Raw genomic sequence first — 15164 nt, 5'->3', positions numbered from 1 at the left:
TTATTTATGCGATGGAGGATATAACATCGTGACAAACAAACAAACAAACAAACAAACAAACAAACAAACAAACAAACAAACAAACAAACAAACAAACAAACAAACAAACAAACAAACAAACAAACAAACAAACAAGACAGTAGCGGTTGTTACTTCTACCATTGGGCGTGATGAATTGGTTCGTGCGATTGAAAGTGTAAAAGCGCAGACTTATCCGTGTCGTCATTATATTTTTGTTGATGGTGAGCAATTTTCGGACAAAGTAAAAGGACTTGTTGAGCCTTATCAAGATCTTGTTATTACTTATCTTCCTATGAACACAGGAAAAAATGGTATGGTGAACAGTGGTGTTAATGCTATAGCCTCATTTTTGGTTGAAGAAGATATTATTTGTTATTTAGATGATGATAATTGGTATAAACCAAATCATGTTGAAGAACTTGTTAAAGTATTAGATAGAGGGGCTGATTTTGCATATTCATTAAGGGATTTTTATTCTTTAAATGGGCAATTTATTTGTTCAGATGACTGGGAATCACTTGGTTATTGGAAGCTTAATAAACCTGTTAAGCTAAATATTATTTATGCTGACAAAACATACCCTCTAGTTTTTAATTTTAGTAACCAAGAGTGTCATATTGATACGAATACTTATGCATTTCCCCGAACTTTAGCGATAGAACTTTCACGAAGTTGGTATTCGGGTATATACAATGACCGACACGTTTATAAAAAATTACAAGAGTTGGGTAAAGTTGGAGTAGGATCTGCAAAATATACAGTGAACTACAGTGCTGATTTAGAGAAAATGATAAAGATACAAGGTGATGAGGAATTAGCGTCTTTATTGGCTCAGCCTGGAGTGAGGGAAGCGTTGATTAAAAAATTATGTGAAGTAAATATTGAGTATCACGGGAATCAGAAGCCTTGGTCTGGATAGCATTAGTATTATTAATTTGAGAAAAATGCCATGATTGGTGAAGAAACGATCATGGCATTTTATTTTTTGTGAGCCATGTCAAAGTTTCAACAAAAAGTATAAACCTTCTATTTGTTTTATAGTTTTTTAAGCGTATGATTTTTGCCGCAGTATTTGGAGAAAAAAATGTCTGAGATTCAACAATTTGAACAGCGTGATATTAAAATACTTAATGAGGAAGTGATATATAACGGATTCTTCACGCTCAAAAAAATTCAATTTAAACATAAACTTTTTGCCGGTGGTGAAAGCAATATTGTCACACGGGAGTTACTTATCAAAGGTGCGGCTTCGGCAGTGATTGCCTATGATCCGAAAGAAGATGCCGTAGTGTTGGTGGAGCAGGTTCGTATTGGAGCCGCTTATTATCCCGAACCGAATTCCTCTCCTTGGTTACTGGAATTAATTGCCGGTATGGTGGAAGAAGGAGAATTACCGGAAGAGGTTGCGTTACGGGAGAGTGAAGAAGAAGCCGGCGTAACGGTGAAAAACTTAACTCATTGTTTAAGTGTGTGGGATAGTCCCGGTGGTGTAGTGGAAAGAATTCATCTATTCGCGGGAGAAGTGGATAGTTCGAAAGCAAAAGGAATTCATGGCTTAGCTTGCGAAAATGAAGATATTCGAGTACATGTTGTGAAACGCGAACAAGCGTATCAGTGGATGTGCGAAGGGAAAATAGATAATTGCATTGCAGTGATGGGCTTGCAATGGCTTCAATTAAATTATGCTCAGTTGCAACAACGTTGGCAATGACGTTAGGAGTCATCTATGAGAAATACGTTTGTTTATCGGACTGAAAAGTCGATTGTAAAATTATTACAAATTACCGATCCACACTTATTTAAAGATGAAAAAAATGAATTATTGGGTGTGAATACACAGGCTAGCTTTGCACAGGTTTTGAAAGAAATTCAACAAGACAATACTGAGTTTGATGTCATATTGGCTACCGGTGATTTAGTGCAAGATAGCAGTGATGAGGGGTATCAGCGTTTTGTTAAAATGGTAAAACCTTTCGGATTACCGGTCTTTTGGATTCCCGGAAATCATGATTTTCAACCTAAAATGGTAGAAAATTTAAATCAGCCGCCAATGGAAAAGGCAAAACATATTTTATTGGGAGAGCATTGGCAGGTTTTATTGTTGGACAGCCAAGTTTACGGTGTGCCTCATGGTGAATTGAGTCAGCATCAACTAGGGTTATTAAAAGCAACATTGGAACAATATCCCGAACGTTATACTTTAATCGTATTCCACCATCATTTAGTACCGACAAATTCTGCTTGGCTTGATCAGCATAATTTACGTAACTCCCATGATTTATTTGATGTGCTTGCACCGTTTAAAAATGTGAAGGCGATTTTATATGGGCATATTCATCAACAAGTGGATAGTCGGTGGCAAGATTATCAAGTGATGGCAACACCTTCAACTTGCATTCAATTTAAAGCGGATAGTCAGTATTTTGCCTTAGACAAGATACAACCTGGATGGCGAGAAATTGCGTTATATCCTGATGGTTCTATTACTACGCAAGTGAAACGAATCCAACAGACAATGTTCCTACCGAATATGCAGGAAGAAGGGTATTAAATAAAATGAGAATATTTATATCTTCATTTGTATCTGTGTTGATTGGCGTTTTAATTTATATACCGTTATTATACTTTTTTGGTGCATTAGGAGTAGCTGGTTGTCATGGCTTTGGACTTTGGAGTCGGCGGTTTAGGTTGTTTGATCTACCCGTTTCTCAATGCGCTTGTTACAGATATAATAGTCGTCATTGTGGTAGGAACATATTTTTATAAACTTGAATAAAAGATAAAAAGTGCGGTCAATATCGACCGCACTTTTTATTTCCAAACTAGTAAAAATAAATTTGGGCTGGTAAGAATGAGGACAAATTTGTACAATAGCCAACCGTTTTTTTGGATTGACTAATGATTATAGAAATAGAAAGATGACGCAAAAATTACATATTAAAACTTGGGGCTGCCAAATGAATGAGTATGACTCATCAAAAATGGCGGATTTATTGTTGAGCACCCATGGACTTGAATTGACAGATATTCCTGAAGAAGCGGACGTGTTGCTACTAAATACCTGCTCCATTCGTGAAAAAGCACAAGAAAAAGTATTTCATCAATTAGGGCGTTGGAAAGAATTAAAGAAAACGAAACCAAATTTAGTGATTGGTGTGGGTGGTTGTGTCGCCTCACAGGAAGGTGAGCATATTCGCCATCGTGCGCCTTATGTAGATATTATTTTTGGCCCGCAAACCTTACATCGTTTGCCGGAGATGATTAACCAAATCCGTGGCGGCAAAAGTTCGGTAGTAGATGTTAGTTTCCCTGAGATTGAAAAATTTGACCGTTTACCTGAACCGCGTGCGGAAGGGCCTACCGCATTTGTTTCTATTATGGAAGGCTGTAATAAATACTGTACTTTCTGCGTCGTACCTTATACGAGAGGAGAAGAGGTTAGCCGTCCGGTAGATGATGTATTATTTGAAATTGCTCAGTTAGCCGAACAAGGTGTACGTGAAGTAAACTTACTTGGTCAAAACGTTAATGCCTATCGTGGCCCGACCCATGATGGAGACATTTGTAGTTTTGCCGAGTTACTTCGTTTAGTCGCTTCCATTGATGGAATCGACCGTTTACGTTTTACCACAAGCCATCCGATTGAATTCACCGATGATATTATTGATGTGTATCGTGATACACCTGAACTTGTGAGTTTCTTACATCTACCTGTTCAATCCGGTTCTGATCGCGTTCTTACCATGATGAAACGTAGTCATACCGCATTAGAATATAAATCCATTATTCGTAAGTTGCGTGCAGTCCGACCTGATATTCAAATTAGTTCTGACTTTATTGTGGGTTTCCCCGGGGAAACCGCAGAAGATTTTGAGCAAACCATGAATCTGATTGCACAGGTCAATTTTGATATGAGTTTTAGTTTTGTCTATTCTGCCCGTCCGGGAACTCCGGCCGCGGATATGCCGGATGATGTAACGGAAGACGAGAAAAAACAACGCTTATATGTATTGCAAGAACGGATTAATCAGCAGGCGGCACAATTTAGTCGTCGTATGTTAGGAACAGAACAGCGAGTATTGGTTGAGGGGCCGTCGAAAAAAGACATTATGGAACTCACCGGTAGAACGGAAACAAACCGCATTGTGAATTTCCAAGGCTCGCCTGACATGATAGGGAAATTTGTAGATGTGAAAATCACTGATGTCTATACCAATTCTTTGCGTGGCGAAGTGGTTCGTACTGAAGAGGAAATGGGATTGCGTATTGCACAATCACCACAAGAAGTGATGAACCGAACACGAAAAGAAGATGAATTAGGTGTGGTGCGCTATCAAGGATAACTCAATAGGCTGGATTTTATTCCGGCCTTTATTTTATTTCACGCGCTTCCCTTACTCTCCAGTAAGTAGCAAATTTAGGTTTACCGGAGTTTGTTAATCCCCGATATTTATAGGTGATGAAAGATCCTATTGGTGGTGGATTTTCACGTTCATTAAGATTAAATCCGGAACCGATCTTAAATTCTCCCCGATGATTTTTACAGGTTAATGAGCCCATCACATTTTCAAACTGTCCCTTACCTTTGTGGTGAGCGATTACCGTACATTCTTCATCATGAGCGGTTTTTAATTTGAGTATTTGCGTACTACGTTTCCTTTCGTAGAGGGAATTAGGATTTCTTACAACCACGCCCTCTCCTCGTTGGCTTTCGACTTCTTTTAGAAATTCGTACAAATGGTTTTTGTCTCGAACGGGAATTTGTTCAATGATTTGAATATAGGAAGTTGGATGAGTTGAAAGGTAGGTTTTTAACAGATTAAGCCGTTCAAATAAATTTCCTTCAGCATCCGGCACATCAAATACATACAGCTTGAGTTTTTTCCAACGCTCACTTTTGAAGGATTTAGTTATGGAGGATATTTCTTCAAACTGATTGCGTTCACTAAACAATTCGCCGTCAATAGCAAAAGGAGGAAAATCTTTTATGAAGTAAGCCGGTGGAAACAGTCTTTGTCCTTGACGTGTCAAAAGTTGTGTTCCATCCCAATAGCCACGTACGCCATCAAGTTTTTCAGACATGACCCAGCCTTCAATATTTTGGTTGTCATAGTTTTTCAGAAGCATTATATCAATATCGGCATAAGATTTTATGCTAACAAATAATATAAAAATAGCGCGAAGTAAGTTGCTCATCAGGTTTCTTTTTATAGTTCAAAACTGGCTGAAGATTAAAAAAGTGCGGTAGTTTTTCAAAGTGTTTTGAGTACACTCTGCGATCCTGTTCGAAAAAATAATGCTTGATGAGCCAAAAATGTTGAATTTGTATTTCAGTCTAGATAAAAGGCATTATCTACTATACAATGTTGCGAAAATTTCTCATTTCCTAAAAGGAGCAAAAATGTATTTGGATCAAATCAAATCAGAGCTTGTGGAAGCACAAGATGTATTAAATAAATTTATCTCTGATGAAAATAACATTAAATTAATTCAGCAAGCGGCATTATTAATTTCAGATAGTTTCAAACAGGGGGGGAAGGTTCTTTCTTGTGGCAATGGCGGCTCTCATTGTGATGCAATGCATTTTGCGGAAGAACTCACGGGGCGTTATCGTGAAAATCGCCCCGGCTATCCTGCAATTGCAATTTCGGATGTGAGTCATTTAAGTTGTGTAAGTAACGATTTTGGTTATGACTATGTGTTTTCACGCTATGTAGAGGCGGTGGGGCAAAAAGGCGATGTATTATTTGGTTTATCCACATCCGGTAATTCTAAAAATGTATTGAATGCCATTGAGGCAGCAAAAGCCAAAGGGATGAAAGTGATTGCGATGACAGGTAAAGACGGTGGAAAAATGGCTGGGCTTGCCGATGTGGAAATTCGAGTGCCACATTTCCGTTATGCGGATCGTATTCAAGAAATTCACATTAAAGTCATCCATATTTTGATGATGCTCATTGAGTTTGAGATGGCAAAAAACACTTAAAGTGCGGTTGTTTTCATAACTATTTTTAAAATCCCAAATTATTTTTGGGATTTTTTATTCTAAATGCTTGCATAAATATGCATAAAAACGTAATATTTGTGCATTCTATAAAGTAAAGAGAATTGAAATGGCTATTCGTGTTAAAAATTTAAATTTTTTCTATGGTGCTTCCCAAGCATTATTTGATATTAATTTGGAAGCGGAAGAAGGGGATACGGTCGTGTTACTGGGTCCAAGCGGAGCGGGAAAAAGTACATTAATCCGCACATTAAATTTATTGGAAGTGCCAACAACCGGTCAATTAAGTATTGCCAATAATAAATTTGATTTATCAAAGGCAACGGCCAATCCGAATGCGATTCGCCAGTTACGCCAAGATGTGGGAATGGTTTTTCAACAGTATAATCTTTGGCCGCATTTGACAGTGATTGAAAATTTAATTGAAGCGCCAATGAAAGTGTTAGGCATAGATGAATCAACGGCAAAAACAGAAGCAATGGAGTTACTAAAACGTTTACGTTTGGAAGAATATGTTGATCGTTTCCCTCTACATTTATCGGGCGGGCAACAACAGCGGGTGGCAATTGCACGGGCGTTAATGATGAAACCGCAAGTGTTGCTATTTGACGAACCGACAGCAGCCTTAGATCCGGAAATTACCGCACAAGTAGTGGATATTATTAAGGAATTGCAGGAAACGGGCATTACTCAAGTGATTGTGACCCATGAAGTTAATGTGGCGCAAAAAGTCGCAACAAAAGTTGTGTATATGGAGCAAGGAAAAATTGTAGAAATGGGATCGGCTGATTGTTTTGAACATCCGAAAACCGAGCAATTTAGACAATATCTTTCTCACTAAAACAATAAGGAGACATTATGAAAAAATTACTTTTAAGCGCAGTATTATTAGGTTCGGCAGCAATAGTAAATGCACAAGAAATTACTTTTGCGATGGAGCCGAGTTATCCCCCGTTTGAGTTTACCAATGAAAAAGGGGAGATCATTGGTTTTGATGTGGATGTAGCGAATGCTATTTGTAAAGAAATTCAAGCAACCTGCAAGTTTAAAGGTGAATCTTTTGATGCATTAATTCCAAATTTAAAGGCAAAACGTTTTGATGCTGCAATTTCCGCCATGGATATCACCGAAGCGCGCTCAAAACAGGTGTTATTTTCAGAGGCCTATTATGATAGCACGGCAAGCTATGTCGCATTGAAAGGTAAAGCAACTCTGGAAACGGCTAAAAACATTGGTGTGCAAAATGGCACAACTTTCCAACAATATACTGTCACTGAAACGAAGCAATATTCACCAAAAGCTTATACGAGTTTACAAGACGCTATTTTAGACTTAAAAAATGGTCGTATTGACATTATTTTCGGTGATACCGCTGTACTTGCGGATATGATCGGCAAAGAACCTGAAATTCAATTCGTTGCTGAAAAAGTGACGAATAAAAAATACTTTGGTAACGGTTTAGGTATTGCAATGAATAAGTCAAACAAAGAATTAGCCGAAAATTTAAATAAAGGTTTGGCGACAATCAGAGCAAATGGTGAATACCAAAAGATCTATGATAAATGGATGATTAAATAATTTATGTTTGCTGATTTTCTTTCTTTAATGTTTACGGCAGCCCTAATGACATTAGGGCTTGCTGTATGCTCCTTAGTTATCGGTTTGCTGTTTAGCGTGATATTTGCTTTATTGGAAGCAAATCGCTTTGTTGGTAAACCTATGGCTATTTTTGTGGCATTGCTACGGGGATTACCGGAAATTCTGGTTGTTTTGCTGGTGTATTTTGGTTCAACAGAGCTTGTAGAAATACTGACCGGCGAATACATTGAATTCAGTACATTCGGATGTGGTGTTTTTGCCTTATCACTTATTTTTGCGGCTTATGCATCGCAAACCTTACGCGGCGCAATTCAAGCTATCCCAAAAGGACAATGGGAATCAGGCGCGGCGTTGGGATTAAGTAAAGGTTATACGTTTATACACATTGTTGTGCCGCAAATTTGGCGTCACGCTTTGCCGGGGTTGAGTAATCAGTGGTTAGTGTTGTTAAAAGATACGGCATTAATTTCACTTATTGGCGGAGATGATTTAATGCGCCAAGCGCAATTAATTAATACCAACACACATCAACCGTTCACTTGGTATGGCATTGCGGCATTAATTTATCTTGCTATAACATTAATCAGTCAAGTCGGTATTCGCCGTTTAGAACTCCGTTTTACGCGTTTTGAAAGAGAGGTGAAATAATGTTCCAAGAATATTTATCCGTGATCGCACAGGGGATTCCGACGAGCTTATTATTGACCTTGGTTTCGTTGTTGGTTGCTTTTTTATTAGCCTTAATTCTGACAGTGTTGCTTGCTATGGGAAATAGCTGGGTAAAAAGAGCGGTCAATTTTTACCTTGTTTTATTTACCGGTACACCACTACTTGTGCAGTTTTTCTTAATTTATGCCGGCCCAGGTCAATTTGAATGGATTGTGAATAGCCCGCTTTGGCATCTTTTATCAAATGCATGGTTCTGTGCGGCATTGGCATTGGCATTAAACAGTGCGGCCTATTCAACCCAATTATTTTATGGTGCGGTGAAAGCGATTCCAAAAGGACAGTGGGAAGGTTGTGCCGCACTGGGGCTAAGCCGCTTACAAACATTAAAAATTTTGATTCCTTACGCATTAAAACGGGCGTTGCCGTCTTATAGTAATGAAATTATTTTGGTATTTAAAGGAACGGCATTGGCATCAACGATTACGATTATGGATATTATGGGCTATGCCCGTCAACTTTACGGTACCGAATATGACGCGTTGACAATTTATGGCATTGCCGGCGGTATCTATTTAGTTATTACAGGGATTGCAACGCTATTATTACGTAAGTTAGAAAATAAAGTACTTGTTTTTGAGCGTTTAGATGTGAAAAAAGCGTAAAGTGCGGTCAATATTTTAAGAGAATGAGTGGGTTGCGTTGCAACCCATTTTTTATGATTGGCTAATGAGACTTGCAATGATAATAAACAAGGCAAAGATGCAAAACCAAACTAAGTGCAATTTTGTGCTTTTTCGGTTAATTTCCGCATTTTTCAAGCGTCTTTCTTCCAACTTTTGTTTATAGATGATGAGATCTTGTTTGAAAGAAAAGCCACAGTGTGGGCAGTTTGTAGCGTGTTCGCTGATTTTTTGGCGACATTCCAGACAGCGGATAAGAGCCATTTCTATTCCTTATTAACTTAAACGGTAGATTTTGATTTCGTACTTTGTCAGTTAGATTGCTGAATTAATAAAACAACAAGTCACTCTGTAGTCTATCAGTGAACGGTAAAATTACCAAACAGGATAAGCTATTGCTTGTGCAATAATAGAATAGTCTTGTTGCTAACCTTATAACTGAAATATGACCAGGTATGGGGAATATAAAATGAAACGTCAGATAAAGTAACAAGATACTCTATGGTGCTTATTGATGAATTACACCGTATTTTTTTACTGTGTTTAAAATTTGAATGTTAAATGTGATATTCATCACAAAATTATGAGGTTTTTGTAAATTAAATTTTTTGTTTATTTAAATTTATCATAAAATACGATGCGCTTATTTAGAGCATGATTTCAGTAACATAGTGATTATTTTTGAGGTGCTTTTATGTTGTGGTTTTTCTTCTGTATAGCCATTTTGACTCTTGGCTATTTTATTTACGGAAAAATTATTGAAAAAATTTTTGTCATTAATCCTAAACGTCAAACTCCCGCTTATCAAATCAATGATGGTGTGGATTATATGCCAATGTCTAAAACCAAAATTTGGTTGATTCAATTATTAAATATTGCGGGTACCGGGCCAATTTTTGGACCTATTCTCGGGGCGCTATACGGACCGGTTGCCATGCTTTGGATTGTTATCGGATGTATTTTTGCCGGGGCGGTACATGACTATTTTTGCGGTATGTTAAGTATCCGTCATGGTGGTGCGACAATGCCTTATTTGGCGGGTAAGTTTTTAGGTCGTCCTGTAAAAGTATTTATCAATCTTCTCGCATTAGTGTTGTTGTTATTGGTTGGTGTGGTATTTGTTGCAAGCCCGGCACAATTAATGGGTACGATTACCATGGATATCTTCGGTGCTTCTCAAGGTGCATTACAATTGGGTGATGCCGAAGCGGTTCATCAGGTGGTGGAAGCCGGTGGTCTTAAAGTATGGGGCATGGATAAAGCCACCATTGTTGCACTATGGACAGTGATTATTTTCGCTTATTATATTCTTGCTACTTTATTACCTATCGATAAAATTATTGGTCGAATTTATCCGCTCTTTGGGGCCTTATTGCTCTTTATGTCTGTGGGAATGGTATATGGTTTGGTGTCGGCGCACTTCAGTGTGGTAGATCCAATTGAATTTTTTCGCACCGTGAATGCAGATGGACAAGGATTAACATGGGAGAAATTCACACAAAACTTCCAAGTAAAAGGTGATGTTCCAATTTGGCCATTGTTATTCTTAACTATTTCTTGTGGAGCATTGTCAGGTTTTCATGCGACACAAACGCCACTAATGGCACGTTGTGCAGAAAATGAGAGTGAAGGTCGTTTCATTTTCTATGGTGCAATGATTACCGAAGGAATTATTGCATTAGTATGGTGTATGGTAGGGCTTGCGTTCTATGAAAATCCACAAGCATTGCAAGATGCAATTTCGGCCGGTTCTCCGTCTAAAGTGGTGTATGACAGTTCATTACACTTCTTAGGATTCATTGGTGGTATTTTTGCCGTGCTAGGTGTTGTAGTGCTTCCGATTACATCAGGTGATACGGCATTCCGTGCCGCACGTTTGCAATTAGCGGAAATCTTCAATATTGATCAACGTTCTCTTTCCAAACGTTTAGTGATTGCGATTCCATTGTTTGTATTAGGGTATTATGTTTCAACGATCGATTTTAGTATTTTATGGCGTTACTTCACTTGGGCAAACCAAATGACGGCAATGGTGATGTTATGGACTGCCGCAGCGTATTTATATCGATATCATAAATTCCACTGGGTTGCTTCTATCCCTGCTTGGTTTATTACTACCGTATGTTCTACTTACTTGTATTACAATAAAATCGGTTTCAGCTTAGATTATCAATTATCGGTATACTTAGGCTTTGCAACAACAATTTTATGTATTGTTTTATTCTTCGTCCTATTAAAACCATTAGGTGATCGTGATGAAGAAGCCTATGTAAATACGACAAACGTATAATTTTCAACGCGTTATAAAATCAAACCGTTCAAGTGAATGCTTGAGCGGTTTTTTTATCTGAAATTTATCGCATTTATATATTGGAATCGCTTGCAAGTTTGCTTTATAACCGATAGACTTGGCAGTTAAGTGGTGAAAAGTGGTTTTTTGTGGTGATTTTTACCAGAATTTTAATCTTAAAGGATCAGAATCAATGTTTCGTGGTGCTGTAGCGGTAAATTTAGATTCAAAGGGAAGAATTGCGATCCCGACTCGCTATCGCGCAGAAATTATTGAAAAAAATCAAGGGCAAATGGTTTGTACGGTAGATATTCGTCAGCCTTGCCTATTGCTTTATCCCTTAGATGAATGGGAAAAAATTGAGCAGAAACTACTTTCATTATCTAATTTTGATCCTAACCAACGCCGTTTACAGCGAGTAATGCTTGGTTATGCTACCGAATGTGAAATGGATGCTCAGGGGCGTATTTTACTGAGCGGGCCATTACGTCAACATGCAAAATTAGAAAAAGGTTTAATGTTGGTAGGGCAATTAAACAAATTTGAAATTTGGAGTGATACGGAGTGGATCGCACAAATTGATGAAGATATTGCTGTGGCAGGAACTGCCGAATTTGCAACGGATACGAATTTAAATATGCTGTCATTCTAATAAACTTAGAAAAGAACAGCAGCACTAGCAAGATAAGCGGTGCTTGCACCGCATTATCTTTTTTCAAACTTATTTTATTAACGCTTACGAATATGCAAAATTCCTTTTCTTCGACTGAACATATTACGGTTTTACTCCATGAAGCTGTGGACGGCTTGGCATTGAAAGAAAATGGAATTTATATTGATGGCACTTTTGGACGGGGAGGTCATTCTCGTTTAATTCTTTCCAAACTCTCTCAAAACGGTCGTTTGATTGGTATTGACCGAGATCCTTATGCCATCGCGGAAGCGAAAAAAATTCAAGACCAACGTTTTCAAATTGAACATAATAGCTTTTCCCAAATCCCTGAAATTTGTGAAAAATTAGATTTGGTTGGCAAGATTGATGGTATTTTGCTTGATCTCGGCGTGTCATCTCCGCAGTTGGATGAGGCGGAACGCGGTTTTAGTTTTATGAAAGACGGCCCGCTCGACATGCGTATGAATACAAAACAAGGTTTATCTGCGGCAGAATGGTTAAAACAGGTTTCTGTAGAGGATTTAACTTGGGTATTGAAAACCTTCGGTGAAGAACGGTTTGCAAAACGTATTGCGACAGCCATTGTTGAATACAACAAAAGTGCGGTCAAAAATGGCGAAAAAGGTTTATCACGAACACTCCAACTGGCTGAACTCATTTCCCAGGCAGTGCCTTTTAAGGATAAGAACAAACATCCGGCAACCCGTAGTTTTCAAGCAATTCGAATTTTCATTAATTCTGAACTGGATGAATTGGAAAGTGTATTACATTCGGCATTAGAGATGTTAGCAACTGGAGGGCGTTTGTCGATCATTAGTTTCCATTCTTTAGAAGATAGAATGGTTAAACACTTTATCAAAAAACAAAGTAAAGGAGAGCCGATTCCAAAAGGGTTGCCATTACGTGAAGATCAAATTCAACGTCACCAAAAATTAAAAGCTATTGGCAAAGCAGTTCAGCCGTCAGAAGCAGAAATTCAGGCAAATCCACGTTCAAGAAGCGCAATATTACGCATTGCGGAAAAAATCGGTTAGGGTAAAAAATGTTAGAGAATAATGAACGTTATCCTTTGCAGAATCTTTTGGTAGAAGATTTATTTTCAGCAAATAAATTGGTTTCATTATTATTGTTATTAATTTTGATTTCTGCTATGGCAACAATTTGGTTAACGCACCAAACGCGCGGGCTAATCTCTGAAAATGGTCAGTTGGTTTTGCAACATCAAGCATTGCAAGATGAATATCGCAATTTGCAGTTGCAAGAAGCGACTGAGGGCGATAGCACAAGAGTGGAATTTATTGCGATTGGTACGTTAAAAATGAAAAGAATAGATAGCGACCAAGAAGTGGTTATTTTGGAATAAAAAGTAAGTCAGGGTTGAGTAAATGGTTAGATTTAATTCATCAAAAAAATCAAATAAATCTAAGAAAACAATTAGAAAACTCGCCGTGTCTACAACAACGGCGATTAAACCCAATAAGCCTAAAATGGTGTTTGAAAGATGCTTTATACGCTGGCGTTATTTAATTGCCACAGGGCTTATTTTCTTCGGATTAGGCGCTTTAGTTGCTCGGGCTGCCTATGTTCAAGCGATCAATTCGGATATTCTTTCCGGTGAAGCGGATAAACGTTCTTTACGTAAAGATGAAATTCTTTCGGTTCGCGGTTCAATTTTAGATCGTAACGGTCAGTTATTATCTGTAAGTGTGCCAATGAGTGCGGTAATCGCAGAACCTAAACGTATTCTTAAAGAAGGTTCGCTTGATGACAAAGAGAGAATCAAAGCTCTCGCGGATGTCTTAGGTTTGAGCTATAACGAACTTGTCAAAAAAATTGAGAAAAATCCAAAATCAGGTTTTTTATATTTAGCACGCCAGGTTGAAGCTGGAAAAGCACAATATGTCAAAGAATTGAAAATTAAAGGAATCAGCCTAGAAAGCGAGCCGCGTCGTTTCTATCCGCGAGTAGAAGAAACCGCACATTTAATCGGTTATACCGATATTGACGGTAATGGTATTGAAGGGATTGAGAAAAGTTTTAATACAATGCTGGTGGGGAAAGACGGTTCCCGTTTAGTACGAAAAGATAAACGAGGAAACGTGGTTGAACATATTGCCGACCAGAAAAAATACGATGCACAAGATGTGACACTCAGCATTGATGAAAAATTACAATCGATGGTATATCGTGAAATCAAAAAAGCGGTAACGGAAAACAAGGCGGAATCAGGTACGGCAGTACTTGTTGATGTGCGTACCGGTGAGGTGCTTGCAATGGCTAATGCGCCTTCTTATAACCCGAATAATCGTGTCGGTGTGAAAGCGGAGCTTATGCGAAACCGTGCGATTACTGATGTTTTCGAGCCCGGTTCAACGGTAAAACCTTTTGTTGTTTTGACCGCACTTCAGCGTGGTGCGGCACAACGTAATGAAGTGATCAATACAGGCTCTTTTACCGTGAGTGGGAAAGAAATTGTGGATGTCGCACCTCGTCCTCAACAAACTTTAGATGAAATTCTGATTAATTCGAGTAACCGTGGAGTCAGTCGTCTTGCATTACGTATGCCGCCAAGTGCATTAATGGATACCTATCAGGCGGCAGGGCTAGGTAAAGCTACCGATTTAGGCTTGGTTGGCGAACAAGCTGGTGTGTTAAATGCAAATCGCAAACGTTGGGCGGATATTGATCGGGCAACGGTAGCTTATGGCTATGGTATCACCGCAACACCGCTACAAATGGCGCGTGCTTATGCGACTTTAGGAAGTTTTGGTATTTATCGTCCGCTTTCTATTACTAAAGTTGATCCTCCTGTGATTGGTCAACGTGTTTTTTCTGAGAAAACCACAAAAGAAATTGTGAATATGTTAGAAAAAGTAGCGATTAAAAATAAGCGTGCGATGGTCGAAGGCTATCGGGTCGGAGTGAAAACCGGTACTGCGCGTAAAATTGAAAATGGACGCTATGTGAATAAATATGTGGCATTTACGGCTGGGATTGCGCCAATTAGTGATCCGCGTTATGCACTTATTATTTTGATTAATGATCCGAAAGCCGGTCAATATTACGGTGGTGCGGTATCTGCGCCTGTGTTCTCCAGCATTATGGGATATGCTTTGCGTACCAATGGTATTGCACCTGATGCCGAACCACTAGATAAAACGGCAAAACGCACGGTTCGTCTTACTTCACGTAAAACAGAACAAGATAATGTGAAACAGGCAAATTAAG

16 protein-coding genes are annotated in these 15164 nt (G+C 38.5%); 14 read left to right on the top strand and 2 right to left on the bottom strand.

The window, feature by feature from the left end:
* The first annotated feature begins 28 nt into the window (after positions 1–28).
* The 4 genes from PNEUHYL_RS08565 to miaB all read left to right on the top strand — a co-directional run bounded on the left by PNEUHYL_RS08565 (position 29) and on the right by miaB (position 4364).
* Entirely contained in the window at positions 29–940 is a 912-nt protein-coding gene (locus PNEUHYL_RS08565; RefSeq protein WP_255204589.1) for a glycosyltransferase family 2 protein, read from the top strand.
* A 165-nt stretch (positions 941–1105) separates the two neighbouring features.
* Positions 1106–1732, top strand: coding sequence for an ADP-ribose diphosphatase (nudF, locus tag PNEUHYL_RS08560; protein WP_059367202.1), 627 nt, complete (start codon positions 1106–1108; stop codon positions 1730–1732).
* 15 nt (positions 1733–1747) lie between these two features.
* Positions 1748–2572, top strand: coding sequence for a 3',5'-cyclic-AMP phosphodiesterase (cpdA, locus tag PNEUHYL_RS08555; RefSeq protein WP_059367196.1), 825 nt, complete (start codon positions 1748–1750; stop codon positions 2570–2572).
* 367 nt (positions 2573–2939) lie between these two features.
* The gene (miaB, locus tag PNEUHYL_RS08550; protein ID WP_059367194.1) at positions 2940–4364 is read left to right on the top strand and encodes a tRNA (N6-isopentenyl adenosine(37)-C2)-methylthiotransferase MiaB; all 1425 of its coding nucleotides are present in this window, start codon (positions 2940–2942) and stop codon (positions 4362–4364) included.
* Between the two features lie 28 nt (positions 4365–4392).
* Here the strand turns inward: miaB and PNEUHYL_RS08545 are convergent, their stop codons facing one another.
* Positions 4393–5217: a DNA ligase gene (locus PNEUHYL_RS08545; RefSeq protein WP_059367192.1), complete on the bottom strand. Its 825-nt coding sequence runs from the start codon at positions 5215–5217 to the stop codon at positions 4393–4395.
* Positions 5218–5422: 205 nt separating this feature from the next.
* Between PNEUHYL_RS08545 and lpcA the strand changes: the two genes are divergently transcribed.
* The 5 genes from lpcA (at position 5423) to artM (ending at position 8955) form a co-directional block, all read left to right on the top strand.
* Positions 5423–6007, top strand: coding sequence for a D-sedoheptulose 7-phosphate isomerase (gene lpcA / locus PNEUHYL_RS08540; RefSeq protein ID WP_059367190.1), 585 nt, complete (start codon positions 5423–5425; stop codon positions 6005–6007).
* A 127-nt stretch (positions 6008–6134) separates the two neighbouring features.
* Positions 6135–6866, top strand: coding sequence for an arginine ABC transporter ATP-binding protein ArtP (gene artP / locus PNEUHYL_RS08535; protein ID WP_059367187.1), 732 nt, complete (start codon positions 6135–6137; stop codon positions 6864–6866).
* 17 nt (positions 6867–6883) lie between these two features.
* Complete coding sequence (locus tag PNEUHYL_RS08530; protein ID WP_059367184.1) at positions 6884–7603, top strand: lysine/arginine/ornithine ABC transporter substrate-binding protein; 720 nt, start codon at positions 6884–6886, stop codon at positions 7601–7603.
* A 3-nt stretch (positions 7604–7606) separates the two neighbouring features.
* Entirely contained in the window at positions 7607–8272 is a 666-nt protein-coding gene (gene artQ, locus PNEUHYL_RS08525) for an arginine ABC transporter permease ArtQ (RefSeq protein ID WP_059367179.1), read from the top strand.
* A complete protein-coding gene (artM, locus tag PNEUHYL_RS08520) occupies positions 8272–8955 on the top strand; it encodes an arginine ABC transporter permease ArtM (protein ID WP_059367176.1) in 684 nt (227 codons plus the stop codon). Before artQ ends, artM begins: the two co-directional genes overlap by 1 nt.
* A gap of 51 nt (positions 8956–9006) precedes the next feature.
* Here artM and PNEUHYL_RS08515 read toward each other — a convergent pair whose 3' ends face one another.
* The gene (locus PNEUHYL_RS08515; protein WP_059367172.1) at positions 9007–9237 is read right to left on the bottom strand and encodes a zinc ribbon domain-containing protein; all 231 of its coding nucleotides are present in this window, start codon (positions 9235–9237) and stop codon (positions 9007–9009) included.
* 430 nt (positions 9238–9667) lie between these two features.
* Here PNEUHYL_RS08515 and PNEUHYL_RS08510 point away from each other — a divergent pair, with 430 nt between their 5' ends.
* The 5 genes from PNEUHYL_RS08510 (at position 9668) to ftsI (ending at position 15163) form a co-directional block, all read left to right on the top strand.
* Positions 9668–11263: a carbon starvation CstA family protein gene (locus PNEUHYL_RS08510; protein ID WP_059367168.1), complete on the top strand. Its 1596-nt coding sequence runs from the start codon at positions 9668–9670 to the stop codon at positions 11261–11263.
* A gap of 193 nt (positions 11264–11456) precedes the next feature.
* Positions 11457–11915 (top strand): division/cell wall cluster transcriptional repressor MraZ, encoded by a 459-nt coding sequence (gene mraZ / locus PNEUHYL_RS08505; RefSeq protein ID WP_059367164.1) that lies wholly within the window; start codon positions 11457–11459, stop codon positions 11913–11915.
* 92 nt (positions 11916–12007) lie between these two features.
* On the top strand, positions 12008–12970 hold the full coding sequence (rsmH, locus tag PNEUHYL_RS08500; protein ID WP_059367161.1) for a 16S rRNA (cytosine(1402)-N(4))-methyltransferase RsmH: 963 nt from the start codon (positions 12008–12010) through the stop codon (positions 12968–12970).
* Between the two features lie 8 nt (positions 12971–12978).
* Complete coding sequence (gene ftsL, locus PNEUHYL_RS08495) at positions 12979–13299, top strand: cell division protein FtsL (protein WP_059367158.1); 321 nt, start codon at positions 12979–12981, stop codon at positions 13297–13299.
* A 22-nt stretch (positions 13300–13321) separates the two neighbouring features.
* Positions 13322–15163 (top strand): peptidoglycan glycosyltransferase FtsI, encoded by a 1842-nt coding sequence (gene ftsI, locus PNEUHYL_RS08490; RefSeq protein WP_059367153.1) that lies wholly within the window; start codon positions 13322–13324, stop codon positions 15161–15163.
* The last annotated feature ends 1 nt before the right edge of the window (position 15164 follow it).

Source organism: Rodentibacter caecimuris, assembly GCF_001019715.1.
GTDB classification, from domain to species: Bacteria; Pseudomonadota; Gammaproteobacteria; order Enterobacterales; family Pasteurellaceae; genus Rodentibacter; species Rodentibacter caecimuris.
Note: the sequence above shows the minus strand (reverse complement) of the source record. Positions and strands in the feature narration are given on the sequence as shown.

Coding starts and splice junctions, on each gene's coding strand:
- ftsL (WP_059367158.1), top strand. CDS start 12,979: ATGTTAGAGAATAATGAACGTTATCCTTTGCAGAATCTTTTGGTAGAA.
- PNEUHYL_RS08545 (WP_059367192.1), bottom strand. CDS start 5,217: ATGAGCAACTTACTTCGCGCTATTTTTATATTATTTGTTAGCATAAAA.
- lpcA (WP_059367190.1), top strand. CDS start 5,423: ATGTATTTGGATCAAATCAAATCAGAGCTTGTGGAAGCACAAGATGTA.
- cpdA (WP_059367196.1), top strand. CDS start 1,748: ATGAGAAATACGTTTGTTTATCGGACTGAAAAGTCGATTGTAAAATTA.
- nudF (WP_059367202.1), top strand. CDS start 1,106: ATGTCTGAGATTCAACAATTTGAACAGCGTGATATTAAAATACTTAAT.
- PNEUHYL_RS08510 (WP_059367168.1), top strand. CDS start 9,668: ATGTTGTGGTTTTTCTTCTGTATAGCCATTTTGACTCTTGGCTATTTT.
- PNEUHYL_RS08530 (WP_059367184.1), top strand. CDS start 6,884: ATGAAAAAATTACTTTTAAGCGCAGTATTATTAGGTTCGGCAGCAATA.
- ftsI (WP_059367153.1), top strand. CDS start 13,322: ATGGTTAGATTTAATTCATCAAAAAAATCAAATAAATCTAAGAAAACA.
- artP (WP_059367187.1), top strand. CDS start 6,135: ATGGCTATTCGTGTTAAAAATTTAAATTTTTTCTATGGTGCTTCCCAA.
- miaB (WP_059367194.1), top strand. CDS start 2,940: ATGACGCAAAAATTACATATTAAAACTTGGGGCTGCCAAATGAATGAG.
- PNEUHYL_RS08515 (WP_059367172.1), bottom strand. CDS start 9,237: ATGGCTCTTATCCGCTGTCTGGAATGTCGCCAAAAAATCAGCGAACAC.
- artM (WP_059367176.1), top strand. CDS start 8,272: ATGTTCCAAGAATATTTATCCGTGATCGCACAGGGGATTCCGACGAGC.
- rsmH (WP_059367161.1), top strand. CDS start 12,008: ATGCAAAATTCCTTTTCTTCGACTGAACATATTACGGTTTTACTCCAT.
- mraZ (WP_059367164.1), top strand. CDS start 11,457: ATGTTTCGTGGTGCTGTAGCGGTAAATTTAGATTCAAAGGGAAGAATT.
- artQ (WP_059367179.1), top strand. CDS start 7,607: ATGTTTGCTGATTTTCTTTCTTTAATGTTTACGGCAGCCCTAATGACA.